27 protein-coding genes and 1 pseudogene are annotated in these 22837 nt (G+C 63.4%); 24 read left to right on the top strand and 4 right to left on the bottom strand.

Annotated features, from left to right (window positions below; translation table 11 throughout):
• Positions 1-7: 7 nt before the first annotated feature.
• Positions 8-382, top strand: a pseudogene (locus RS897_RS42235) (DUF4304 domain-containing protein); the annotation flags it as partial.
• Between the two features lie 258 nt (positions 383-640).
• Here RS897_RS42235 and RS897_RS42230 read toward each other — a convergent pair.
• Complete coding sequence (locus RS897_RS42230; protein ID WP_407654532.1) at positions 641-1096, bottom strand: DUF695 domain-containing protein; 456 nt, start codon at positions 1094-1096, stop codon at positions 641-643.
• Positions 1097-1173: 77 nt separating this feature from the next.
• Entirely contained in the window at positions 1174-2928 is a 1755-nt protein-coding gene (locus RS897_RS05385) for a methyl-accepting chemotaxis protein (protein ID WP_315835558.1), read from the bottom strand.
• A 221-nt stretch (positions 2929-3149) separates the two neighbouring features.
• Between RS897_RS05385 and RS897_RS05380 the strand changes: the two genes are divergently transcribed.
• From RS897_RS05380 to RS897_RS05335, 10 genes are all read left to right on the top strand, one after another.
• Positions 3150-3896, top strand: a complete 747-nt coding sequence (locus RS897_RS05380) for a YebC/PmpR family DNA-binding transcriptional regulator (RefSeq protein WP_315835557.1) — start codon at positions 3150-3152, stop codon at positions 3894-3896.
• A 228-nt stretch (positions 3897-4124) separates the two neighbouring features.
• The gene (gene mgtE, locus RS897_RS05375) at positions 4125-5498 is read left to right on the top strand and encodes a magnesium transporter (protein ID WP_315835556.1); all 1374 of its coding nucleotides are present in this window, start codon (positions 4125-4127) and stop codon (positions 5496-5498) included.
• Between the two features lie 25 nt (positions 5499-5523).
• Complete coding sequence (ruvC, locus tag RS897_RS05370; protein WP_315835555.1) at positions 5524-6033, top strand: crossover junction endodeoxyribonuclease RuvC; 510 nt, start codon at positions 5524-5526, stop codon at positions 6031-6033.
• Positions 6030-6647, top strand: coding sequence for a Holliday junction branch migration protein RuvA (gene ruvA, locus RS897_RS05365; RefSeq protein WP_315835554.1), 618 nt, complete (start codon positions 6030-6032; stop codon positions 6645-6647). The genes ruvC and ruvA overlap by 4 nt, the downstream gene beginning before the upstream one ends.
• 37 nt (positions 6648-6684) lie before the next feature.
• A complete protein-coding gene (locus tag RS897_RS05360) occupies positions 6685-7098 on the top strand; it encodes a cytidine deaminase (protein WP_315838532.1) in 414 nt (137 codons plus the stop codon).
• Positions 7095-8141, top strand: coding sequence for a Holliday junction branch migration DNA helicase RuvB (gene ruvB, locus RS897_RS05355; RefSeq protein WP_315835553.1), 1047 nt, complete (start codon positions 7095-7097; stop codon positions 8139-8141). The genes RS897_RS05360 and ruvB overlap by 4 nt, the downstream gene beginning before the upstream one ends.
• Entirely contained in the window at positions 8138-8548 is a 411-nt protein-coding gene (locus RS897_RS05350) for an NUDIX hydrolase (RefSeq protein ID WP_315835552.1), read from the top strand. The genes ruvB and RS897_RS05350 overlap by 4 nt, the downstream gene beginning before the upstream one ends.
• 2 nt (positions 8549-8550) lie before the next feature.
• Positions 8551-9015, top strand: a complete 465-nt coding sequence (ybgC, locus tag RS897_RS05345; RefSeq protein ID WP_315835551.1) for a tol-pal system-associated acyl-CoA thioesterase — start codon at positions 8551-8553, stop codon at positions 9013-9015.
• A 216-nt stretch (positions 9016-9231) separates the two neighbouring features.
• On the top strand, positions 9232-9699 hold the full coding sequence (locus RS897_RS05340; RefSeq protein WP_315835550.1) for a nuclear transport factor 2 family protein: 468 nt from the start codon (positions 9232-9234) through the stop codon (positions 9697-9699).
• 14 nt (positions 9700-9713) lie between these two features.
• Positions 9714-10277 carry a TetR/AcrR family transcriptional regulator gene (locus RS897_RS05335; protein WP_315835549.1) on the top strand — a complete coding sequence of 188 codons (564 nt, stop codon included), beginning with the start codon at positions 9714-9716 and terminating at the stop codon, positions 10275-10277.
• A 54-nt stretch (positions 10278-10331) separates the two neighbouring features.
• On the opposite strand, the gene RS897_RS05330 is transcribed toward RS897_RS05335, so the two are convergent.
• Entirely contained in the window at positions 10332-10976 is a 645-nt protein-coding gene (locus RS897_RS05330) for a glutathione S-transferase N-terminal domain-containing protein (protein ID WP_315835548.1), read from the bottom strand.
• 97 nt (positions 10977-11073) lie between these two features.
• On the opposite strand from RS897_RS05330, the gene RS897_RS05325 reads away from it, so the two are divergent.
• Positions 11074-11751: a TetR/AcrR family transcriptional regulator gene (locus tag RS897_RS05325; RefSeq protein ID WP_315835547.1), complete on the top strand. Its 678-nt coding sequence runs from the start codon at positions 11074-11076 to the stop codon at positions 11749-11751.
• Here RS897_RS05325 and RS897_RS05320 read toward each other — a convergent pair.
• Positions 11729-12061, bottom strand: coding sequence for a winged helix-turn-helix transcriptional regulator (locus RS897_RS05320; RefSeq protein WP_315835546.1), 333 nt, complete (start codon positions 12059-12061; stop codon positions 11729-11731). The genes RS897_RS05325 and RS897_RS05320 overlap by 23 nt on opposite strands.
• A 111-nt stretch (positions 12062-12172) precedes the next feature.
• On the opposite strand from RS897_RS05320, the gene RS897_RS05315 reads away from it, so the two are divergent.
• The 12 genes from RS897_RS05315 (at position 12173) to RS897_RS05260 (ending at position 22829) form a co-directional block, all read left to right on the top strand.
• Entirely contained in the window at positions 12173-12877 is a 705-nt protein-coding gene (locus tag RS897_RS05315) for a glutathione S-transferase family protein (RefSeq protein WP_315835545.1), read from the top strand.
• A gap of 157 nt (positions 12878-13034) precedes the next feature.
• A complete protein-coding gene (locus RS897_RS05310) occupies positions 13035-13712 on the top strand; it encodes a TetR/AcrR family transcriptional regulator (RefSeq protein WP_315835544.1) in 678 nt (225 codons plus the stop codon).
• Between the two features lie 110 nt (positions 13713-13822).
• On the top strand, positions 13823-14320 hold the full coding sequence (locus tag RS897_RS05305) for a DUF2852 domain-containing protein (RefSeq protein WP_315835543.1): 498 nt from the start codon (positions 13823-13825) through the stop codon (positions 14318-14320).
• A gap of 208 nt (positions 14321-14528) precedes the next feature.
• The gene (locus RS897_RS05300; protein ID WP_315835542.1) at positions 14529-15251 is read left to right on the top strand and encodes a helix-turn-helix transcriptional regulator; all 723 of its coding nucleotides are present in this window, start codon (positions 14529-14531) and stop codon (positions 15249-15251) included.
• 61 nt (positions 15252-15312) lie between these two features.
• Complete coding sequence (locus RS897_RS05295) at positions 15313-15465, top strand: hypothetical protein (protein WP_315835541.1); 153 nt, start codon at positions 15313-15315, stop codon at positions 15463-15465.
• Positions 15466-15553: 88 nt separating this feature from the next.
• A complete protein-coding gene (locus tag RS897_RS05290; protein ID WP_315835540.1) occupies positions 15554-16807 on the top strand; it encodes a bifunctional alpha/beta hydrolase/OsmC family protein in 1254 nt (417 codons plus the stop codon).
• Between the two features lie 24 nt (positions 16808-16831).
• Positions 16832-17494 (top strand): sulfite oxidase-like oxidoreductase, encoded by a 663-nt coding sequence (locus RS897_RS05285; protein ID WP_315835539.1) that lies wholly within the window; start codon positions 16832-16834, stop codon positions 17492-17494.
• 106 nt (positions 17495-17600) lie between these two features.
• Positions 17601-18659, top strand: coding sequence for a hypothetical protein (locus RS897_RS05280; RefSeq protein WP_315835538.1), 1059 nt, complete (start codon positions 17601-17603; stop codon positions 18657-18659).
• Positions 18660-18840: 181 nt separating this feature from the next.
• Entirely contained in the window at positions 18841-19848 is a 1008-nt protein-coding gene (locus RS897_RS05275; protein ID WP_315835537.1) for an LLM class flavin-dependent oxidoreductase, read from the top strand.
• Positions 19849-20050: 202 nt separating this feature from the next.
• Complete coding sequence (locus RS897_RS05270; RefSeq protein ID WP_315835536.1) at positions 20051-21019, top strand: Bug family tripartite tricarboxylate transporter substrate binding protein; 969 nt, start codon at positions 20051-20053, stop codon at positions 21017-21019.
• 2 nt (positions 21020-21021) lie between these two features.
• A complete protein-coding gene (locus RS897_RS05265) occupies positions 21022-22026 on the top strand; it encodes an ornithine cyclodeaminase family protein (RefSeq protein WP_315838531.1) in 1005 nt (334 codons plus the stop codon).
• Entirely contained in the window at positions 22026-22829 is an 804-nt protein-coding gene (locus RS897_RS05260; RefSeq protein WP_315835535.1) for a phosphate/phosphite/phosphonate ABC transporter substrate-binding protein, read from the top strand. Before RS897_RS05265 ends, RS897_RS05260 begins: the two co-directional genes overlap by 1 nt.
• Positions 22830-22837 lie beyond the last annotated feature (8 nt).

Raw genomic sequence — 22837 nt, 5'->3', positions numbered from 1 at the left:
GTAGACTGTGTCAGCAGCCAAGAGCTTCAAAGATTTCAAGCAATGTCTGGTGAAACATCTTTGGCCAGCGGGATTTGTCGGTGCTGATGGCCTTCTTTCTCGGAAAGTGAACGATACCGTCGTCGTTCTGCAAGTTCAGAAGCACCGGAAAAGCAGCGGAGACGAGATTGTCTTCACGATTAACACGGGCATAAGTGTGGATGCGCTCCGCACGGATGCTTTCAGTGAGGCATCGGCCACCAAAGTGCTTCGGCCAGAGAGCTGCCATTGGCGCCAGCGCCTTGGACGCTTGCTGCCGGCTCAGACGGATGTGTGGTGGTCTTTGCGTGACGAACGGGACGTGCGATCAACATGCGATGAAATCGTCGAAGGATTAATGGGGCAGGCTTTGCCGAGAATCGACGAAGCGGCTTCCTCAGCCTCGTTGATTCTTTTGTGGCGTCAGGATCGCGGTCCAGGGCTGACCGAATATGAACGCCGATCCAATCTCGCGAGATTGCTTGTGGCTTTGGAGCGTATCGAAGAAGCGAAGACCGCGTTCGCGCGCTGGAGGATGCTTGTTCTGGGAGGCCTTGGGAGGTATCCGCAATGTACATTGCGGAGCGGCTCCGGGAGCAACTGGCTGGGAATTTGCTCTGAGCTAATGCCTGACGGCTATACCGTCCAAATACCAAGCCGCTTTTTCCCATCTCGGATCTTCGTCAATGCGATACTCGAATTCGCGTGGATACTTTTTGTTGCGCAAAATCTCGCGAAGTATTGCATCGGCAATTTCCGGGTTGTGGACACGCCATACGAGCACTCTGTAAGCATCGTGCGTGACCCGGGCGAAGAACACAGCATTCCTCTTCGCTTTGATCAGTGGATCAAGTTTGTTTTCAAATTCGTAGAGCAGGCTCTGTTCTTCCGGAGAGGGAAGCCGGTGGTTCATAAGCTGCTCGCAAGCAATCAGGATGGAGAGGTGCCACGAGAAGAAGATCTTGGGCTCAAATCCTTGAAGCGCTGAATTAACGGTTGCGAATCCCGGGAGGTCGGACTGCTTAAATTCCAGTGAGACGTGTGTTTCCTCCGGGATAGGGATCTCTTCGTGAGACATTGCGATTGACCTTCGTCAACACATGCTGCTTTGCAGATCGCGGCTGATCTTGGGTCTGAGGAGCAAATGCCAAGCGGCTAAAGCTTATATGCCGTCCTGAACCCGCCCCAGTGTCGCCCGGCGATTCGGATCGGCACGTCGATCTCGCGCATCCGGATCTTGACGCCGTTGCCCATGTCGCGCGGGTAACTCTGGATCAGATAGGCGCGGGTGTTTTGTGCGGCGGCGAGGCCCGCGGGATCGTTGAAGATGCGGCGGTTGCGGCAATTGGCCATGTTCCAGGCGGCGTCGCCGGGGCGTTGCGGATGGGAATAGATCTTGTTGTGCACCGGCAGGTAGCCGTTGCGGTCGACGGTCGCGCAGAACGCCATGCTCGGGTCCATCGCGAGCACCGCCTCCTGGACCTCCGGCAGCACGCGTTCGGCCCAGCCGAGATATTTGGTACTGAATTGCTGCGGGTCCGACCCTGCGATCGGTACATAGCTCGTATCGAACAGGTCGTCGACGCCGACCGCGCCGCGGGCGAGGGCATCCTCGAAGCGTTTGGTGATCTTTGCCCCGGCCTCTATCGCCCGGGCCACACACTCGGTATTCTCATCGTGAATCCGGAACAGCGCGTCCTCGATCCTTTCCCGCAATTCGGGATCGGGATCGATAAACCGCATCAGCGCGCCCAGGTCCGTGTGCTCGACCAGACGCAGCTTGCACGCGCCGAGGTCGTCGGTGGACACCGGTACGGTTTCGCCGGGCGCGAAGGCCGTGATGCCGTTACCCGATATCATCAGGCTCTGCCGCGAGATTTCGTAGACGCTGCCCTTGATCTCGCCGGTGCGGGTCCGGATCATGATCGGCAGATGGCAGGGCAGCCGCTCGTCCTTGCGCTCGCGGTTCGGGTCGGTCTTCAGCAGCACCGCGCAGCGCGCCTTCAGCTTGTCGACCAGCGCGCGGACGCTCTGCCCGGCTTCGGCGACGCGGCCGCCATGGGTCTCGGCTTCCTTGGTCGCGCTGTCGATATCGGTGGCGCTGTCGCCGACCGAGACGATGAAGCTGGAGGTGGCCTCGGCGTTGCGCGCCATGTCGTCGGTCGTCGTGCCTTGCTCGGCGACTGCGTCGTTGACATGGGCGAACACCGGGCGGATCGCGTCGATCGCCTGGGAGATGCGATGCACCGCCTCGATCGAGGTGGCGGCATCCCGCTGCAGGGCGTCGATCTTCTGCTTGATCTCTTCGGTGGCGCTCTGGGTCTGCACCGCCAGCGCCTTGACCTCGGAGGCCACCACGGCAAAGCCGCGGCCGGCTTCGCCCGCCCGGGCCGCCTCGATGGTCGAGTTCAGGGCGAGCAGGGTGGTCTGCTTGGCAATGCTGGCGATCAGATTGACCACGTTGCCGATCGCGGCGGATGATTCGCGCAGGCGATCGACATTGAGGCTGGCCTCCCGTGCCGCGGTGGCGGCGTCATCGGCGAGCTTGCCGGCATCGCGGACCTGGGCCCCGATGCCGCTCGCCGAATCGGTGAATTTGTCGGCGGCCTGGGCGAATGTTTCCGCGGTCGAGTGGGCCTGGCTGGTGCGCCCGGTCAGGGTCTCGGTCCGCTGACGGATGGCGGCAAGGGTTTCCGCCGTGGAGTGGGCGCCGCTGGCGACTGAGGTCGCGGCGCGCTCGAGCTGGCGCGTCATGGCCTGCAGTTCGACCTCGAGCAGCTCCAGGATCTGCGCGGCTGAGTCGTTCCCCGATGCCGCGGGCGATATCTCTGCGGCCACTGCGGCAGGCGCCGGGGCCGCCATCATCGCGGGCGCCGTCGGGGCAGGCTTCCTGAACAATGAAAAGGCCATTGAGAGACACCGGTTCCCGGGGCCGAATGATGGTTAATCCGCACCATCTCATCGGCGCGTAACCTATGGGTTAACTCTCTCGTTTCCGGTCGATTTCTGTATTTCGATACCTTAAATCAGTGCCATTCCTTTGATTTTCGGCGGGGCCGAGCCTATAAACCGCGCGCTCCAATCCGCCGCATCGGCAGGCTGCACTCCACGATCGTACAGAGAGACCCCGCATGGCCGGACATTCCCAATTCAAGAACATCATGCACCGCAAGGGCCGGCAGGACGCGCAGAAGTCCAAGCTGTTCGGCAAGCTGGCGCGTGAAATCACCGTTGCCGCCAAGCTCGGCACCCCCGATCCGGCCATGAATCCGCGGCTGCGGGCGGCCATTATCGCGGCGCGCGCGGAAAACATGCCCAAGGACAATATCGAGCGCGCCGTGAAGAAGGCTGCCGGCAATGACGGCGAGAACTATGACGAGATCCGCTACGAGGGCTATGGCCCGGGCGGCGTCGCCGTCATCGTCGAGGCGCTGACCGACAACCGCAATCGCGCCGCGTCCGACATCCGCTCTTACTTCACCAAGTCCGGCGGCAACCTCGCCGAAACCGGCGCGGTCTCGTTCATGTTCGACCGCCTCGGCATCGTCGAATTCAACGCCTCGGTGGCGTCGGCCGATGCCATGCTGGAAGCGGCGATCGATGCCGGCGCTGACGATGTCGCCTCCAGCGAGGGCGGCCATGAAGTCTACGCCGCCCCGGATTCGTTTCAGCAGGTCGCCAAGGCACTGGAAGCGAAGTTCGGCGAGCCGCGCAAGGCCGCGCTGACCTGGAAGCCGCAGAACACCATCGCCGTCGATGACGAAGCCGGCGAGAAACTGTTGAAGCTGATGGATCTGCTCAACGAGCATGACGACGTGCAAAACGTTTATGCCAACTTCGAGATCTCGGACGCGCTCGTCAACAAGATGAGTGCCTGAGCGCCATCACGTTATCCTGCACGTCGTCCGGACGATTTTATTCTTGACGCCCGCCTGCTGAAGGACCATGTCAGCGGCGGGCGTTGCCGTCTCGCGACCGACGCTCCATCATCGGAAACCCTCGACCATGCCTAGCGACAGTCAATCTATTTTGCCGACAGCGGTGGTCTGAGAGCGCTTTTCAAGCTCACCCGACCCTGCCGCTGCCGGCAGACCCACAGGTGAGTTATGACGGATACCCACACCATTTCCGACGGCGACTTCAATGCGGCCCTCGTGGCTGCGCGGCTGATCAACGAAGAGGTCGCCGACAACGTCGAAGTCCTCAATCGGCTGTCGCCGGAGCAGGCCGCCGACGTGCTGGCGCTGCTGCCGACCGAGGCGTCGGTCGACATCCTGGACAAGCCGGAGCTCGATTTCGGCGCCGAAATCATCGAGGCGCTGCCGCGGCCGTTCGCCGTGACGCTGCTCGCCGGCATGTCGGCCGACATGGCCGCCGACATTGTGCAGCAACTGGACGAGCCGGTCCGGGCCGAATTGATGCAGGGCCTCGACGAGACGTCCCGCTCGGTGATCACCGGTCTGCTGCAGTATCCGGACAACACCGCCGGCGCCATGATGACGACGGAGTTCGTCAGCGTGCCCGGCAATTGGACCGTCGAGCAGACCCTGCAGCATATCCGTCAGGTCGAGCGCACCCGCGAGACCGTCTATTCGATCTATGTGCTGGACCCGGTCACCCGCCGACTGATCGGCGCGGTGTCGCTGCGCCGGCTGATTTCCGGTGAGCCTACGGCCAACATCGTGACACTGGCGGGATCGCGCAAGCCGATCACCACCACGCCGCTGACCGACCGCGAGGATGTCGCGCGGCTGATCACCCGGCACGATCTCCTGGCGGTGCCGGTGGTGGACAAGGCCGGCCATGTCCGCGGCATCGTCACCTTCGACGACATCATGGACGCGATTATCGAGGAAAACACCGAGGACGTGCAGAAGTTCGGCGGCATGGAGGCGATCGAAGAGCCCTACATGCAGATCGGGCTCGGCCACATGCTGCGCAAGCGTGGCGTCTGGCTGTGTCTGTTGTTCCTCAGCGAAATGCTGACCGCCAGCTGCATGCAGTATTTCGAGGGCGAACTGGAAAAGGCGATCGTGCTCACCTTGTTCATTCCGCTGATCATGAGTTCGGGCGGCAACTCCGGCTCGCAGACCACATCGCTTCTGATCCGCTCGCTGGCGCTGCATGAGGTCAAACTGTCGGACTGGTGGCGGGTCGCGCTACGCGAATTGCCCACCGGAATCATTCTCGGCGCCATGCTGGGCCTGATCGGCATGTTCCGCATCGTGCTCTGGCAGAAGCTCGGCTTCTACAATTATGGCGAGCACTGGATCCTGGTGGCGCTCACGGTCGGCGCGGCGCTGATTGGCGTCGTCACCTTCGGCTCGATGGCGGGATCGATGCTGCCGTTCGCGCTGCAGCGGGCCGGTTTCGACCCGGCAAGCGCGTCGGCGCCGTTCGTGGCCACTCTGGTCGACGTCACCGGGCTGATGATCTATTTCAGCGTGGCGCTGGTGATCCTGCGCGGCACGCTGTTGTGACCCTCCGTTTGGGTTATCATGGGCGATGATTTCGCGCGCGATTCGTATTCTGGGGATCGATCCCGGCCTCCGCCGTACCGGCTGGGGGGTGATTGAAAGCGACGGCAATCGGCTGATTTTCGTCGGTTGCGGCTCGATCGACGCCAAGGAGACGCTGCCGCTGGCCGAGCGGCTGCTCGCCATTCACCAGGGCTTGGCACGCGTGCTCAACGAGTTCAGTCCCCTCGAGGCTGCAGTGGAACAGACCTTCATCAACAAGGATGGCGCGGCCACGCTGAAACTTGGCCAGGCCCGGGGTATCGCCATGCTGGCGCCGGCACTGTTCGGGATTTCGGTTGCGGAATACGCGCCCAATCAGGTCAAGAAAACCGTGGTCGGTGCCGGTCACGCCGACAAAAACCAGATTCGCGTCATGCTCGGCATTCTGCTGCCGAAAGCTACGCCGAAAAGCGCCGATGCGGCCGATGCGCTCGCCATCGCCATCACCCATGCGCATCATCGCCAGAGCGTGGCGCTGCGGGTGGCGGCGTCATGATCGGCAAGCTGAAGGGACTGATCGATTCCTACGGTGACGACTACGTCATCCTCGATGTCGGCGGCGTCGGCTATCAGGTGCATTGCGCTGCCCGCACATTGCAGGCGTTGCCCGCGCCGGGCGAGGCCGCGGTGCTGTCGATCGAGACTTATGTGCGGGAAGACCAGATCAAGCTGTTCGGTTTCCGCAGCGATGTCGAGCGCGAGTGGTTTCGCCTGCTGCAGACCGTGCAGGGAGTCGGCGCCAAGGTGGCGCTTGCCGTGCTCTCGACGTTGCCGCCGTCCGACCTCGCCAACGCCATCGCGCTGCGCGACAAGGCCGCGGTGGTGCGCACGCCTGGCGTCGGCCCGAAAGTGGCGGAACGCATCGTCACCGAACTGAAAGACAAGGCGCCGGCGTTCAGCACGGTCGATCCGGCGGTGGTGCACCTGTCGGGCGCGCTTGACGATCATCGTGCGCCGAAGCCGGTGGCGGACGCGATTTCGGCGCTGGTCAATCTCGGGTACGGCCAGCCCCAGGCAGCGGCGGCGATCGCCAGTGCCACGCGCACGGCCGGCGAAGGGGCGGAGACGGCTCAATTGATCCGGCTCGGCTTGAAGGAACTGTCGAAGTAGGGAATATGGACGCGTGCCCAAACTGACTGCTCACGACTTGACCAAGCAAGATCTGGAACTGATCGCCGCCGCAACCGACGCGATCGGCAAGCGCTATCGCAACGACTGGCAGGAGGTCGGCGCGGCGATGCGGACCCGCGACGGGCGCATCGTGACCGGGGTCAATATCGATGCCTATATCGGGCGCATCGCGGTGTGTGCCGAGGCGATCGCGATCGGGCGCGCCATCACCGAGACCGGCGATCACGGCATTGAGACCATCGTGGCGGTCCGCCATCCCAAGCCCGATGAGCCGGGCGCCATCCATGTGGTGTCACCCTGCGGTATCTGCCGTGAGCTGATCCATGACTACGACGCCAAGGCGCGCGTCATCGTGCCCAACGGCAAGGCGCCGACCGTGACCACCATCGGCGAGTTGCTGCCGAACAAATACAAGCGGGGGAGCGAGTGAGCGCTGATCCGCGCCTGATTACACCGGAACGACGCGCCGACGACATTGGCGACACCTCGTTGCGGCCGCAGATGCTGTCCGAGTTCGTGGGACAGCAGCAGGCGCGCGCCAATCTGCAGATTTTCATCGATGCTGCGCGCAAGCGTGGCGAGGCGCTCGATCACGTGCTGTTTGTCGGCCCGCCTGGCCTCGGCAAGACCACGCTGGCGCAGATCGTCGCGCGCGAACTTGGCGTCGGTTTCCGCGCCACTTCGGGGCCGGTAATTGCGAAGGCCGGCGATCTCGCCGCGCTTCTCACCAATCTCGAAGAGCGCGACGTGCTGTTCATCGACGAGATCCACCGTCTCAACCCGGCGGTAGAAGAAGTGCTCTATCCGGCGATGGAAGATTTCCAGCTCGATTTGATTATCGGCGAGGGCCCGGCGGCGCGTTCGGTGAAGATCGATCTGTCGAAATTCACCCTGGTCGGCGCCACCACCCGCGCGGGCCTGCTGACCAATCCGCTGCGGGATCGTTTCGGCATTCCGGTGCGGCTGAATTTCTACACCATTGAAGAGCTGGAAAAGATCGTCACCCGTGGCGCGCGCGTGCTCAACATCGGTATGACGGCGGATGGCGCCAACGAGATCGCACGCCGGGCGCGCGGCACGCCGCGCATTGCCGGCCGGCTGCTGCGGCGGGTGCGTGATTTCGCCTCCGTTGCGGACGCGACCGCGATCGATCGCGCCATCGCCGACAGGGCGCTGGGCGCGCTGGAGGTCGATAATGCAGGACTCGACGCCATGGATCGGCGTTACCTCACCACCATTGCGATGAACTATGGCGGCGGCCCGGTCGGCGTCGAAACCATGGCGGCGGCGCTGTCGGAGCCGCGCGACGCCATCGAGGACATCATCGAGCCCTATCTCATTCAGTGCGGTCTGCTCCAGCGCACGCCGCGCGGCCGATTGCTGACGTCGCATGCCTTCCGCCATCTCGGCATTGCCGAGCCGGCACGCGATCCCTCGCAGTTCGGCCTGTTCGGCGGCAGTGAGGACGAATGACCGGTACCTCCACCATCCATGTTGTCGCGGCGCTGATCCGCGACCAGGCCGGCCGGGTGCTGCTGGTGCGCAAGCGCGGCACCACGGCGTTCATGCAGCCCGGCGGCAAGCGCGATGCCGGCGAGGACGATGTCACGGCGCTGGCGCGTGAAGTCGACGAAGAACTGGGATGCCGCATGATAAGTGGCTCGGCGCGGCCGCTCGGCGAGTTCGAGGCGATCGCCGCCAATGAGCCGGGCCGGCGGGTCAAGGCCGCCGTCTATGGCATCGATGTCAAGGGCGAAATCGCGCCACGGGCCGAGATCGATGAGATGATCTGGGTCGATCCGCTTGCGCCTCCCGATATCGTGCTGGCGCCGCTGACCCGCGACCATGTGTTGCCGCTGGCGGCTGCGGGCAAGGTCTGACCATGTCGTCGTTGGATGTATCTTCGCTCGATGGGCTGATCCGCGACGGCCGGCATGTGATGCAAGTGCGGGTCTATTACGAAGACACCGATTTCACCGGCATCGTCTACCACGCCAATTACCTGCGCTTCATGGAGCGGGGACGCACTAACTATCTGCGCCTGCTTGGCGCCGACCAGCATGCGCTGTTCGCGGAAGCGCAGGCCGAGGCGCCCGGTTTCGCCTTTGTGGTGCGCGCCATGCAGATCGACTATCTCAAGCCCGCCCGCATGGACGATGTGCTGGAGGTGATAACCGGACCGCAGGAGGTGAAAGGCGCCTCGATCACCCTCGACCAGGAGGTGCGGCGCGGCGACGATCTGCTGGTGAAAGCGCGGGTGAAAGTGGCGTTCGTGTCCGACGGCCGCGCTCGTCCCATCCCCAAGGCGCTGCGCGTTGCCATGCAGGCCGATCAGGCCGCTGGATAAGCTTCAACCTCTCCAGATTCACCGACGTCATTCCGGAAGCCGCGCAGCGGCTATCCGGAATCTCGAAGGTGCGCCGAACTGGAGGCGTCGAGATTCCGGGTTCGTCGCTCCGCGACGCCCCGGAATGACTCCTGGCCATGCTCAAATTTTGCGCTTGACGCTCTGTACCGATAGGTACAATGGATGTACCTATCGGTACAGAGCAAGGAGCTTGTCATGTCTCGCCCGCCGCTTCCGCCGTTCACCAGAGAGATGGCCGCCCAGAAGGCCCGCATGGCCGAAGACGCCTGGAATTCGCGCGACCCCGTGCGTGTGTCGCTGGCCTATACCGAGGACAGCACATGGCGCAATCGTTCGGAATTCCTGGTGGGCCGTCCGGCCATCGTCGAATTCCTGACCCGGAAGTGGCAGAAGGAGCACGACTATCGCCTGATCAAGGATCTCTGGGGGTTCGACCAGAACCGCATTGCGGCGCGTTTCCAGTATGAATGGCATGACGACGCCGGGCAGTGGTTTCGCTCCTACGGCAATGAGCAGTGGGAATTCGACGAGCACGGCTTGATGCGGCGGCGCGAGGCCAGCATCAATGATGTGAAGATCAGCGAAAGCGAGCGGCGGTTCCATTGGCCGGCGCCGGGCGCGCGGCCGGCGGATGTGCCGGGACTCGGCACCGATCCGAAGTAAATCGAAGGACGGGAATGGCAAGATCGGTTGCGGAGCGGGCGGACGTGCTGCCGCTGCTGGCGGAAGTGTTTCGCGCCCATGGTTATGAGGGCGCGACACTGGCGCTGATCTCCGACGCCACCGGTCTCGGCAAGGGCAGCCTGTACAACTTCTTTCCCGGCGGCAAGGAACAGATGGCGATGGAGGTGCTCACCTCCATTGATCGCTGGTTTGTCGATCATGTCTATACGCCGCTGCGCACATCGGCCGATCCCGCTCGGGGGATCGCCGACATGTTCGCCGCGGTCGATGGTTATTTCCGCTCCGGCCAGCGGGTGTGCCTGGTCGGCGTGGTGGCGCTGGGCGCCTCGCGCGACCCGTTCGGCGACAAGGTCAAAACCTATTTCGTCGGCTGGATCGATGCGCTGGCCGCGGCCCTGCGGCGGCTGGGGAATGACAAGACCGTTGCCCGCCACAAGGCGGAGCAGGCGGTGCTGGACATTCAGGGCGCGCTGGTGCTGACGCGGGCGCTGGACGATGCCAAGGTCTTTTCCCGCGCACTGGCCGCGTCACAACGCCGGCTGCTGGACACAGCATAACGGCGACGCGGGCGTCGCCGTTATCGTTGTCGTCGGATTGTCGCGCCGTGCGGATCAGGCGGCGGCCTTGTGCCGGGCGATCTCGGCCTTGTAGAGCTCGAGCTCTTCTGCCATCGCGCGCGCGATGCTGGGGCGTTTGCGCATGCGCTCCAGATAGGCCACCACTGCGGGATAGGCTTTGAAGTCGATCATCGGCGTTGCCATGCTCCAGTTCAGCACGGTGGCGAGATAGGCGTCCGCCACGCTGAAATGATCGAGCACGAATTCGCGGCCTTCGAGATGGCTGTTGAGATAATCGAGCCGCGACAGGTATTTCTTCAGCGTGTAGGCGTGGACGTCCGCCGGTGCCTTGCGGTCCAGCAGCGGCACGAACAGGCCCTTGTGCAGTTCGGTGCCGATGAAACACAGCCATTGCTGCAGCCGGGTGCGGTCGGTGGTGTTGTCGGATGCGATGTGGGCATCGGGGAAACGTTCGGCGACATACTGCAGGATGGCGGCGTTTTCTGTCAGGATCACGCCGTCGTCGGTGCGCAGCGTCGGCACCAGGCCAAGCGGATTGATGGGGCGGAAATCCGAGCCGTCGCGCAGCACCTGCTTGGTCTTGGGATCGACCTCGATGTAACTGGCGTCGGCACCGGCTTCGTAGAGGGCGATGCGGGTCGCCATCGAACAGGCGAGGGGGGAGAAGTACAGATCCATGGCGCGTCTCCATTATTTCGGCGGGTGATCGACCTCTGCGGGTTGATTTTTGTACCATCTCGCATAAATTAGATCGGGTCAAGGTGTTTTTTGCGAAATGGTACAAAAAGATAAAAATCCGTCTGCGGGCGAGGTGAGGCCCGGAGAACGGTCAGCAAAGAAACGGGGCCGTCCGCGGGCGTTCGAGCCGGAGGCCGCGTTGTCGCGCGCGCTGGATACGTTTCGTGACAGCGGCTTCGCCGCAACCTCCCTGGACGACCTCAGCGCCGCCATGGGGATCAACCGCCCCAGCCTTTATGGTGCGTTCGGCGACAAGCGCGATCTGTTCCTCAAGGCGTATGCACGCTATCGCGCCGAGGTCGGCGAGCAGTTCGCAAAAGTGTTCGATCCGGCGTTGTCGCTGCGCCAGGCGCTGGAGGGAATCTTTACGACCGCGCTCGATCTCTATCTCGCCGGCGAAAACGGCCCGCGCGGCTGCTTCACCGTGATGACCGCGGGATCGGAAGCGATGGCCGATCCGGAAATCCGCGACACCGTGCTGCGCGCGCTCGCCTCTACCGACAAGGCGCTGGCCAAATTATTCGAACTGGCCGTGTCGCGTGGCGAACTGCCGTCCGATGCCGATGTCGCGCTGCTGGTGCAGGTGGTCGGCTCCACCATCCACACCATTGCCCTGCGCGCCCGCGCCCGCACCCCGCGTCCGGAACTCGAGGCCATTACGCAACGGACGATCGACTTCGTCTGTTCGGGCGCTACGCTGACGTCGCCTGATTGATCGGCGCAGCATCGCTCCACCAGTCGCCGAGCGCATCGATCAGCGGCACCAGGCGGCGGCCTGCGTCGCTGAGGCTGTATTCGACATGCAGCGGAAAACCGGTGTGCGCCGTGCGCACAACAACTCCAGCGCGCTCCAGCTTGCGCAGCTCAAGCGTCAGGATGCGATGAGAAATGGTCGGGTTGTCGCGCCGTAATTCGCTGAAGCGTTTGGCGCCGTCCTTCAGGTAATACAGCAGCAGCGTCGGCCAGCGCCCGCTCAGCACCCGCATCACCTCTTCGATCGGACAGTTCGACACCACGTCGAGCATCACAGGCTCCGGTTACATTTTTGTGCGTCATTTACATAAGGGCCGTCGCAACTAAATTCGAGGCTCGCCGCGCGGCGTGATCCTCTTTCAGGACTCACGGAGAAACCATCAATGACACCCGTCCTGCTGACGGGCTTCCCACTGGGAAGCTCGCTGGGCCTTGTCGCGGCCTTCGAATGGCTTGGACAACCCTACCAATTGTCGCGGGTACAGATGCCCGACGACATGACGACGGATATCTATGGCCGCATCAACGGCCGTCGCGAGACGCCAGTGCTGATCACCGGCGACGGATCGCCGCTAACCGAGACCATGGCCATCGCGCTGTGGCTCGAAACGCGCGACCATGATCGCCGCATCAGCTTTGCCCCCGGAAGCGGGGAGGCCGATCGGCTGCATCAGGTCATGGCCTTCCTGAACACGGGCTTCACCGGTGCGTTCAGCCCGCTCTGGGTGGCGTTCGAGATGCAGACGGCCGACGCGGCGTTCCGTGATGCGCTGCGCACGTTCGGCCGCAGCTCCGTCGCCAGGCGCCACGAACAGCTCGAGGCGATGATCGGCGACGGCCCGTATCTGCTCGGCGATCGTCCGACGCTGGCGGATGCGATCTTTGTCGGCGTCGCCCGATGGGCGGATTTCCACCAGGCGATTGATCCCGGCGTTTACCCGAAGATCCGCGCCCTCAAATCCCGCCTGGAGCGGGACCCGGCCGTCCGCCTTGCGCTAGCGATCGAGGACGGCGAGGCAGTTCCCGAATCATCCGCGATGACCGGGCTGGTGCCCCTCAAGCAGGTGCTCCAGGGCGCTGCTGTTTGATCGGCATGGTCCGACTGTGGACCGCAGGCGCTTGGGGGCGTGGCTTAGGCCGTGCCCCCAAGTCTTAGGCCGTGCCCCCAAGTCAAAGTTCAGCTTGCCGGGCATGGACTTAAGCTTTTCGTGACGGGCCGGTGCAACTCATGTAAAAGCCCTTCACATGAGTTGGCGCAAAGATCGCGACCGCCCCGAGCGCGGCTATCATCACGGCAATCTGAAAGAGGCGCTGGTGCAGGCCGCGCTCAATCTGATTGCCGAAAAGGGACCCGGCGGATTCACCTTTGCCGAGGCCGCGCGGTCGGCTGGGGTCAGCCCCGCGGCACCGTATCGGCATTTTCGTGATCGCGACGAACTGTTGTCGAGCATCGCCCAGCGCGGCTTCGAGCAGTTCGAAAAAGTGCTCACCAGCGCCTGGGACGATGGCCGTCCGGACACCATCACGGCATTCGAACGATTAGGCCGCGCCTACCTGACATTCGCCCGCGACGAGCCGGCGTTTTATTCCGCCATGTTCGAATCCGGCCTGCCTGTCGATGCGAATCCCGCTTTGGCGGCGGCGAGCGAGCGTGCCTTCGGAATCATTCGTTTGACCGCGGAACGCCTGGCCGCTCTGGCCCCGCCCAATGTGATGCGCCCTCCGGCGCTGATGATGGCGCTCCATATCTGGTCGATGTCCCACGGCATCGCCTCGCTGTTCAGCCGCGGCGATGCGGCGCGGCGCAAACTGCCGATGTCGCCGGACGAGCTGCTCGAGGCCGGCGTGCTGATCTATTTGCGCGGGCTCGGCTTTCCGACCGAGAAGCGGCCTCCGCCGACGGCTGGAACCGGCCAACCCTGAAATTTTGTCGCAGCCCCCGCGCCCAGCTTGACAAAAATGGGCGACGGTTTATCTATGTGAATGTTATTTACATTCACGGCAGCGGTGCTGCCGTTATCTGGGAGAGGCATATGTCCGACACTGCCCACCTCAATAATCGTTGGGGCCGCCCCGAATGGGAGCAGCGGCATCCGCGTTTCCTCGAATCCGGCTGGCACCCCGCATGGATCGCGCTGACGGTGCTGGGTTTCATCATGTGGTGGCCGATCGGCCTCGCACTTCTTTTCTTCACACTCGGGAGCAGAAAAATGGGTTGCTGGAGTCATAACGGCCAGAGCCGCTGGCAGGACAAGATGGAACGGATGCAGTGGAAGATGGAGCGCATGCGCTCCCGCATGGAAGAGCGCGGATTCGGCGGCGGTGGCCGTTTCGCCGGTCCGTCGAGCGGCAACCGCGCATTCGATGAATATCGCCAGGACACCCTGCGCCGGCTCGAGGAAGAGCAGGCTGAGTTCAAGGGCTTCCTCGATCGCCTGCGTCACGCCAAGGACAAGGCCGAATTCGACCAGTTCATGTCCGAGCACCGTACGCGGCCGACGCCGCCGGCCAACGACCAGCCTCAGGGATAAAGCCCCCACACCCTGACGCTGTGACGACCGCCCGCTGGCGTCAGCCAAGCGGGCGGTTTCGTGTCGAGCCAACTGGATTGCTCTTCGCAGTAACCAGAGCGTTTTCGAGCGAAGTGGATACCGGTTCGCGTGAAGAAAACGCGTCAAAAAAATAATCTAGAGCCCCGTTCCGATTCTATCGGAACGGAAAAGGCTCTACACTACGCGAATGTCTCGCTCCGTCCGGTTATTCGATCTCATTCAGGCGCTGCGTCGCCACCGCCGCGCCGTCAGCGCTGTCACACTGGCCGACGAACTCGGCGTGTCCAAACGCACCGTTTATCGCGATATCGACACCCTGATCGCCCTCGGTGCGCCGATCGATGGCGAAGCCGGCATCGGCTACATGATGAAGCCCGGCTTCGTCCTGCCGCCGCTGATGTTTACCGAGGACGAACTGGAAGCGCTGGCGCTCGGCGGGCGCTGGGTGTCGCAGCGGACCGATCCGGACCTTGCGGTCGCCGCGGAGAATGCGCTGGCGAAAATCGCCGCCGTGTTGCCGGGGCCGCTCACCGCGGCGCTCCACAATGCCAGCCTGATCAGCGCTCCGTCCCGGTCTCCGGTGGAAGACACCATCGATCCCACCGTTGTCCGGGCGTCGATTCGCCGCCAGTGCAAGCTTCGGATTGCCTATGTCGATGAAAACGGCCGGGAGACCGACCGGGTGGTCTGGCCGATCGCCCTGATTTATTACGAGTCGGTTCGCCTCCTGGTGGCGTGGTGCGAAAAGCGCGACAGCTTCCGCCATTTTCGCTCCGACCGGATCACGGATGTCGCCGAACTCGATGAGCGTTATCCGAAATCCCGTCAGGCGTTGATGAAGGCGTGGCGGGAGCAGGAGGCGATGCATCCGGGACGGGCGGCCGACACGCGGGCTGCTGCCAGAAACTGACGCCGCTCCAGGGCATGATCCCGGTATCAACACGATGCCAAGAACAGACCTGGAATAGATCATGTTTCAATATGTCGATGCGATTCGCCTGCTGATGGCCTGGTGTGAATTGCGCTGGGGTTTCGACCGCTCCGGACTATCCAATCGCTTGTTTGCCGACATGCGCGACGGAGATGGCCGCCTGTCAAGCTGCCGCAAAGCCATTCGGGGATGACCAAAAGCGATTACTCCGCCGCCCAAACTGTTGCATGATGCAAGACGTCCGCCGCTCGGTGCTCGGGCGATGACAGTTTGGTGGCGTCATGATCACGCAGAGATTCGAGTTTACCGGCGCGGAAGGCCAGCGCCTGACGGGGCAGCTGGATTTGCCGGATGGCGATCCGCGCACCTATGCGCTGTTCGCCCACTGCTTCACCTGTACGCGAAAGTCTCGCGCCGCGGTCCGGATCAGCCGTGCCCTAGCGCTGAAAGGCATCGGCGTCCTGCGTTTCGACTTTACAGGCCTCGGCGATAGCGAGGGCGATCTTTCCGACAGCGGTTTCAGCGGCAATGTGCGTGATCTGATCGCGGCCAGCGCCCATATGGCCGCCAAAGGAATGACCCCGACGCTGATGCTGGGCCACAGCCTCGGTGGCGCCGCGGCGCTGGCGGCGACCGCACAACTGCCGGATATCGTCGCGGTCGCGACGTTAGCCGCCCCGTTTGATGTCGCGCATCTCACCAAGCTGTTCGGCGACAAGCTCGATGAGATCACTGAGCGTGGCGAAGCCAAGGTCAATCTCGGCGGCACGCCCTTCACCATCCGCCGCTCCTTTATCGAGGACCTCAGGTCGCATGAAGCCGGGCAAACCATTGCACAGTTGAAGCGGCCGCTGCTGGTGCTGCACTCGCCGCTCGACCAGATCGTCGGCATCGAGAACGCCTCATCGATCTTTCTCGCCGCACGCCATCCCAAGAGTTTCGTGTCGCTTGACCATGCCGACCACCTGCTGACACAGGCGTCCGACACCGACTTTGCTGCCGATGTGATTGCTGCCTGGGCCTCGCGTTATCTGCCGGTCATGCCCGAGCAGGCCAAGGTGACGGGCGAGGATGCCGTGGTCGTCACCGAAACCGGCGCCGGCAAATTCCAGGTCGAGGTCAAGGCTGGTGGGGCGCGACTTCTGGCCGATGAGCCGGTGGATGTTGGCGGTCTCGGATCGGGGCCGGGACCGTATCAGCTGTTGAGTGCGGCTCTCGGTGCTTGCACCTCGATGACCCTGCGCATGTATGCGGACCAGAAAAAGTGGCCGCTGAAGCGGGTCGGCGTCACCGTCAACCATCACAAACGCAGCGAGGAGCCGCGCGACATCTTCACGCGCGATATCGTCGTGGAAGGGGATCTCGATGCCGCGCAGCAGGACCGGCTGATCGAAATCGCCAACAAATGCCCGGTGCATCGGACGCTGGAACGAGGATCGGTGGTGGAAACGCGCAAGGGAGCGACGTCCACGTCGGCCGAACCTGCTGAGCAACATTTCAAGGATATGGAAAAGACCTGTGACGAGCACGGCTGATCGCTGTCATCAGGGAGTCCCGGGATGAACGACGAGACCGATCCTTCGCCGAGCAAGCTGACCCGCAGCAAGCAGCGCTGGGCGAAAGAAGGCCGCTTCCTGACCGGGCGCACCGCACGGCCGGAGGAGGAGCGGCTGCCGCCGGGCCAGCATCTCACCCGTGATTGGCCGATCCTCGATCTGACCGGCACGCCCGATATCCTGCCGGAGCGATGGCGGCTCCAGGTGACCGGCGCGGTGGAGAATCCCGTGATCTGGGACTGGGCGCAATTTTTGGCCCAACCGCAGACAACGTTTGTCTCCGACATTCATTGTGTCACCACCTGGTCGCGTTATGACAACCGATGGGAGGGTCTCGCCACGCGCGACCTGCTCGAGGTCGTGCGACCAAAGCCAAACTCCGGCTTCGTGGTGCTGCATTCCTTTGATAACTACACCACGAACCTCTCGCTCGAAGACTTTGCCGCCGAGGATGCGCTGCTTGCGCATCGTTGGTCGGATGCGCCGCTGGCCGCCGATCACGGCGGTCCCCTGCGGCTGGTGGTGCCGCATCTCTATTTCTGGAAAAGCGCCAAGTGGCTGCGCAAGATTGAATTCCTCGGCAAGGATGCGCCGGGCTATTGGGAGGTCCGCGGTTATCACAATCGCGGCGACCCGTGGCAGGAGCAGCGCTACTCTGACGACTGACGTCGCTTCACCGTGGCCATGACACCTCTCTCGTCTGGGAGATGCTTGATGCAGGGTTGCGAGATAAGGCCGTGCTGCAGGATCGCGGCATGGGAGCTTCACGTCGGTGACAAGCAAGCTTTTTGCGATGAGCGTGGCCGTGACACTGGTGTTCCCGGTTGCGGCTCGGGCCCAGGATGATGCGCGCACCAAGCAGTTGCGGCTGTTATGCGCCCGGCTGTCCGGTGATTTCGCCAGCCCCTCGGGCATCATCGCCTTCCGCCGGTGTCTCAATCAGAATCCGCTCTCGGCCATGCGCCGCAATGTGTTCGGGGCGCGCGCCGGCGATGGTGCTCCCGGTAAACCCGCCCCGCCGCCACAACCGCCAAAGGGTTTTGGCCGCGACAGCCGCATTGAACTCGCGAGTGCGGTGTCGCGTTTCCAGGCGGTCGCGGGCTTCCTCTATGTCCAGACCACCGACGGCAAGCTGTGGCGGCAAACCGCCGGTACCAAGGACGGCCAAGTTGTGCTCGATTCGGTGACCTCATTCCGCGCCGTGGACGGCACCACAGTCTATGCACGCGATCCGCTGGGGCGGCTCTGGCGGGTGAGCGGTCCGGACGCGCGCCAGCAGGTCGAGACGGATGTTGCGGCGTTTCAGCCGCTCGATGCCGAGAGCGTGGTTGTGCTTGGCCAGGACGGCCGGCTTTGGCGCATCCGCGGCAACGACAAGACGCAACTCGATAGCGAGGCTGCATCATTCCAGGCGATCAATGCCACAACGACCTATATCAAGAACCGGGACGGCAACCTCTGGCGCTGGAATGGCAGTGAGCGATCGTTGATCAGTTCTGACGCTGCGGACTTTCGTATCGAAGGCGAAAACGCCTATGTGCTGACCAACGGCAGCGAGTTGTGGCGCAAGCACGGTGAGGACAAGCCGGTCAAAGTGTCCGGCAACGTACGGACGTTCCAGCCGGCGGGGCCGCGCTGGGTCTACGTCCAGATCAAGGCCGGCAGCCTGTGGCTCGGCGAAGGCCCGGACAAGCCGCATGCCTTTGTCGATTCCGATCTGCTGGATGAAACGGGCGTCCCGCCGTTCCAGGCGATCGATGCCGAGCATGTCTATGTGCTCGGCGCCGACCGCAAATTGTGGGCGGAAACCATGCCGGTGCTGGCGCCCTGATCCCGGGCCGCCGAAAGCCTCGAGATAATTTGCCGCAAGCGGTGGGCGGCACCACGCAGGCCTCGTATGAATTTTCACGGGTTGGCCGGCCTTGCACGGGCGGCGGGGCGGACTCATCTTCAGTCCTGCCTCCATCCAGTGCCGAACGCCTGATTCGCACGCTTTGCAGAAAGCCCGCCCATTGCCCGCAATCTCGATCCTCGATCTGGCGCCGGTTCCCGCAGGCGGTGTGCCGGCCGATGCGCTGCGCAACAGCCTCGATCTAGCGCAACATGCCGACGACTGGGGCTATCAGCGCTACTGGCTCGCCGAACACCACAACATGATCGGGATCGCGAGTGCGGCGACCGCCGTGGTGATCGGCCATGTCGCCGGCGGCACCCGCCGGATTCGCGTCGGCTCGGGCGGCATAATGCTGCCCAACCACGCGCCGATGGTGATCGCCGAGCAGTTCGGCACGCTGGAATCGCTTTATCCCGGCCGCATCGATCTCGGCCTCGGCCGGGCGCCGGGCACTGACCAGCGTACGGTGCGGGCGCTGCGGCGTGCGGCGGACAATTCCGATAACTTCCCGAACGATGTGCTGGAGATCCAGGCTTTCTTCGCACCGGCTCAGCCGGGGCAGGTGGTGCAGGCGGTGCCCGGTGCCGGATTGAATGTGCCGATCTGGATTTTGGGGTCCAGTTTGTTCGGCGCGCAACTGGCCGCCATGCTCGGCCTGCCTTATGCATTCGCCTCGCATTTCGCGCCCGATGCGCTGATCCAGGCACTGCAGCTCTATCGCGAGAAGTTCGAGCCATCGGAACAGCTGAAGCGGCCGTATACCATGGCCGGTGTGAATGTGATCGCGGCCGAGACCGATGCCGAGGCGCGGCGGTTGTTCACTTCGGTGCAGCAGAGCTTCACCAACATGTTTCGCGGCACCCGCGGCCTGCTGCAGCCGCCAATCGACGATATCGAGACCTACTGGACACCGGTTGAAAAACAGCAGGCCTCCGGCATGCTGCGGTATGCTTTCGTCGGGTCGCCCGACACGGTGCGGCGCGGGCTGGAGCGTTTTGTCGAGGCCACCGGTGTCGACGAAATCATGGTGGCGTCGGCGATCTACGACCACGGTGCACGGCTGCGCTCCTACCAACTGCTTGCCGACCTGGCCATCAAGCAACCTCTTGGGTCGCCCTCGCATTGATCCCATCTCGGGGCCGGCGCTGCTACCTGTGCGTGCGTCGTTGCGGCGGAACTCGTGCCGGAGAATGCCTGCGGTCGACGGCGAGCTTGACCATGCTCCGAGGGCCAAAATAGAGTTGATTGTGCGTCGCGTGAGCGATGTGCGTTTCTATCGTTCGACGCGCTAAGCTCGTTCGTTAATCTCACCAGGGAATGGCCATCTGATGATTGCCCGATGCCTCTCGGCGCTTGCCATCGCGGTGCTCGGTACGACGTCCATCGCATTCGCCGACGACACGGCGTATCCATCGAATCCCGTTCACATCATTGTCGGCTTTGCGGCAGGCGGCGCGCCGGATGCACTGGCTCGCATTGTCGGCGATCGGCTGAACCATGATTGGAAGCAGGCTGTCGTGGTCGAAAACCGCACCGGGGCTGCGGGAAACATCGCGATGGCGGCTGTCGCAAAAGCGCCCGCCGATGGTTATACGCTCGCCCTCGTGCCGGTCGGCAATGCCGCGGTCAATCCATCGCTGTTTCCCGATTTACCCTACGACATGAAGCAGTTCGCGCCGATCACGCAGATCGCGAATGTCGAGAACGTGCTGGTCGTCAGCGCCAGATCTCCGGTCAAGTCGGTCGCGGACCTGATCGCGCTGGGACGCAGCAAGGACCTGACCTACGCGACCCCCGGCGCCGGCAGCCTTGCCCATCTCGCCGCCGAACTTTTCGCGAGTTCCGCCGGCATTCGAATGACACACGTCGGCTACCGTGGCGTCGCGCCGGCGCTGACTGATGTTCTGCGCGGCGAAGTCACGATGATGTTCGCGCAGCTGTCGACTGCGAAACCGCTCATCGATGGCGGAGAGCTGCGCGCGCTCGGTGTTGCGAGCGCGGCGCGCAGCCGGGTTCTGCCTGGTGTACCGACGATCGCCGAGGCCGGCATCCCGGGATTCGAGGCGGTTTCCTGGTATGCCTTGATGGCACCAGCTGGAACGCCCGACGCGATTATTGCAAAGATCCGCAACAGTGTGGTCCAAACGATCACCGCGCCGGAGGCGGCCGCCGCTCTCGAAGCGCAGGGCGCACAACCGGTGGGCAACACTCCGGCGGAGCTCGCCAAGGTGATCGCCGCGGATACCGTGCGCTGGGCCAAGGTCATTCATGACTCCAACATCAAGATCGCCCCATGACCATGCCCCCCATCTACCTGCATTATCTCAACGCCTTCGACGTCGAGGCCCTCGCGCTGACGGATGGTGAAATCATCGCCGCCGTGGAGACGGGCCTTGCCGCACAGGGCCGGCGGGAGACGGTGATCGAGCCGCGCATGCATCTCATGCCGGATGCTTCCGTGATGGGGCATTTCAATGTGTTGCGCGGAGCCTTCCGCGCCCCGATCAACCTTGCCGGGGTCAAGGTGATCAGCGACTATGTCGACAACTACAAGCAAGGGCTTCCGTCCGAGGTCGGCCTGCTGCTGCTGATGGATCCCGGCAACGGGGTGCCGAAGGCGATTATCGATGGCAGCCATCTGACCGACATGCGCACCGGAGCGGTGACGGCGATCGGTGCGAAGCACCTGGCACGCAAGGACGCACGGGTGCTCGGCCACGTCGGGGCTCGAGGTACGGCCTACTGGAATGTGCGGCTGCTCGATCACCTGTTCGATTTTGAGGAAATCCGCGTGCATTCGCGCCGGCCGGAAAGCCGCGACGCGTTCGCGGCCCGCCTTGCGCGGGATCTCGGCAAGCCGGTGACGGCCACGGAGGATTGGCAGTCCTGCGTCGAAGGCGCTGACATCGTGGTGGAAGCCTCGCGCCTGCCCGAGCCGGCTCCGATGCTCAAGACCGACTGGATCAAGCCCGGCGCGCTGGTGGTTCCCTATGGTACGATGAGTGCCGTCGAACTGTCGTTGACCGACATCATGTCGAAGATGGTGGTGGACGACTGGGGCCAGTGCAAATCGGGGCAGTTCGGTTCGCTGCGCGCCCATGTGGAGCAGGGCAAGCTCTCCGAGGCGACGCTGCACGCCGAGCTCGGCGAAATCGTCGCCGGCAGCAAGAGCGGGCGTGAACGCGATGACGAGACGATCCTGTTCTGGCACAGGGGCCTTTCGCTGTCGGATATCGCGCTGGGACATGCCATGCTGGAGAAGGCGGCGCGCCTCGGCATCGGCCATCGCCTGCGCTATGCGTGATGCGGCTTGTCGTTAACGCGCGAATGTATTCGGCCACGCCAGCGGTGAAGGCCGCATGGCAGGCCCTGTTCGGCTGGGTGTCTGCCAACTCCGGTATTGAATTGGACTATGTCGATCATGCCGCGCCCGCTCCTCTCGAAACGCTGTGGGCGCGCGATGATCTCGGCGCGGTGCTGATGTGTGGATTTCCGTTCGCTTCGGCCGCGGAGAGGCCATGGCTTCTTGCCGCACCGGTGCCCTCATCCGCGCGTTATGCCGCAAGGCCACAATATTGCACGGACTTCATCGTTCGTGCGGACGGCCCCTTCGTCACATTGCAGAATACGTTCGGCGGACGTATCGGCTGGACCGTCACGCATTCTCAATCGGGCTATAATGCCGTCAGGCATCACTTCGCCGAACTGGACTCCGTGCCGGGATATGCGCGGTGGACCGGCCCGCTGATCACGCCGCGTCGCGTGATCGATGCGATCATTGACGGCACGATCGACGTCGGGCCGCTGGATTCCTGGTTTCACGATCTGCTCAAGCGCCACGCTCCGGATGTCGCGTCACGGATACGAGTCGTTGCGTCAACCGAAATGGCCCCGATTCCGCCTCTGGTTGCTTCCCGATCGATCGACGCCGACATCGTATCGCAGCTGCGCCAGTCGCTTCTGACGTGCCACACGGCTCAGGCAATGATAGCGACGCTCGATACGCTTCTGCTGTCACGCTTCGCGGCGGTCGATGCCGGCGACTATCAGGTCCTGACATCCTGGGCCCACGATGCTGATGCCAGAGGTGTTTTTGCGCCGGGCTGATGGCCGGC

Source organism: Bradyrhizobium prioriisuperbiae (assembly GCF_032397745.1).
In the GTDB taxonomy this organism is placed as follows: Bacteria; Pseudomonadota; Alphaproteobacteria; order Rhizobiales; family Xanthobacteraceae; genus Bradyrhizobium_A; species Bradyrhizobium_A prioriisuperbiae.
Note: the sequence above shows the minus strand (reverse complement) of the source record. Positions and strands in the feature narration are given on the sequence as shown.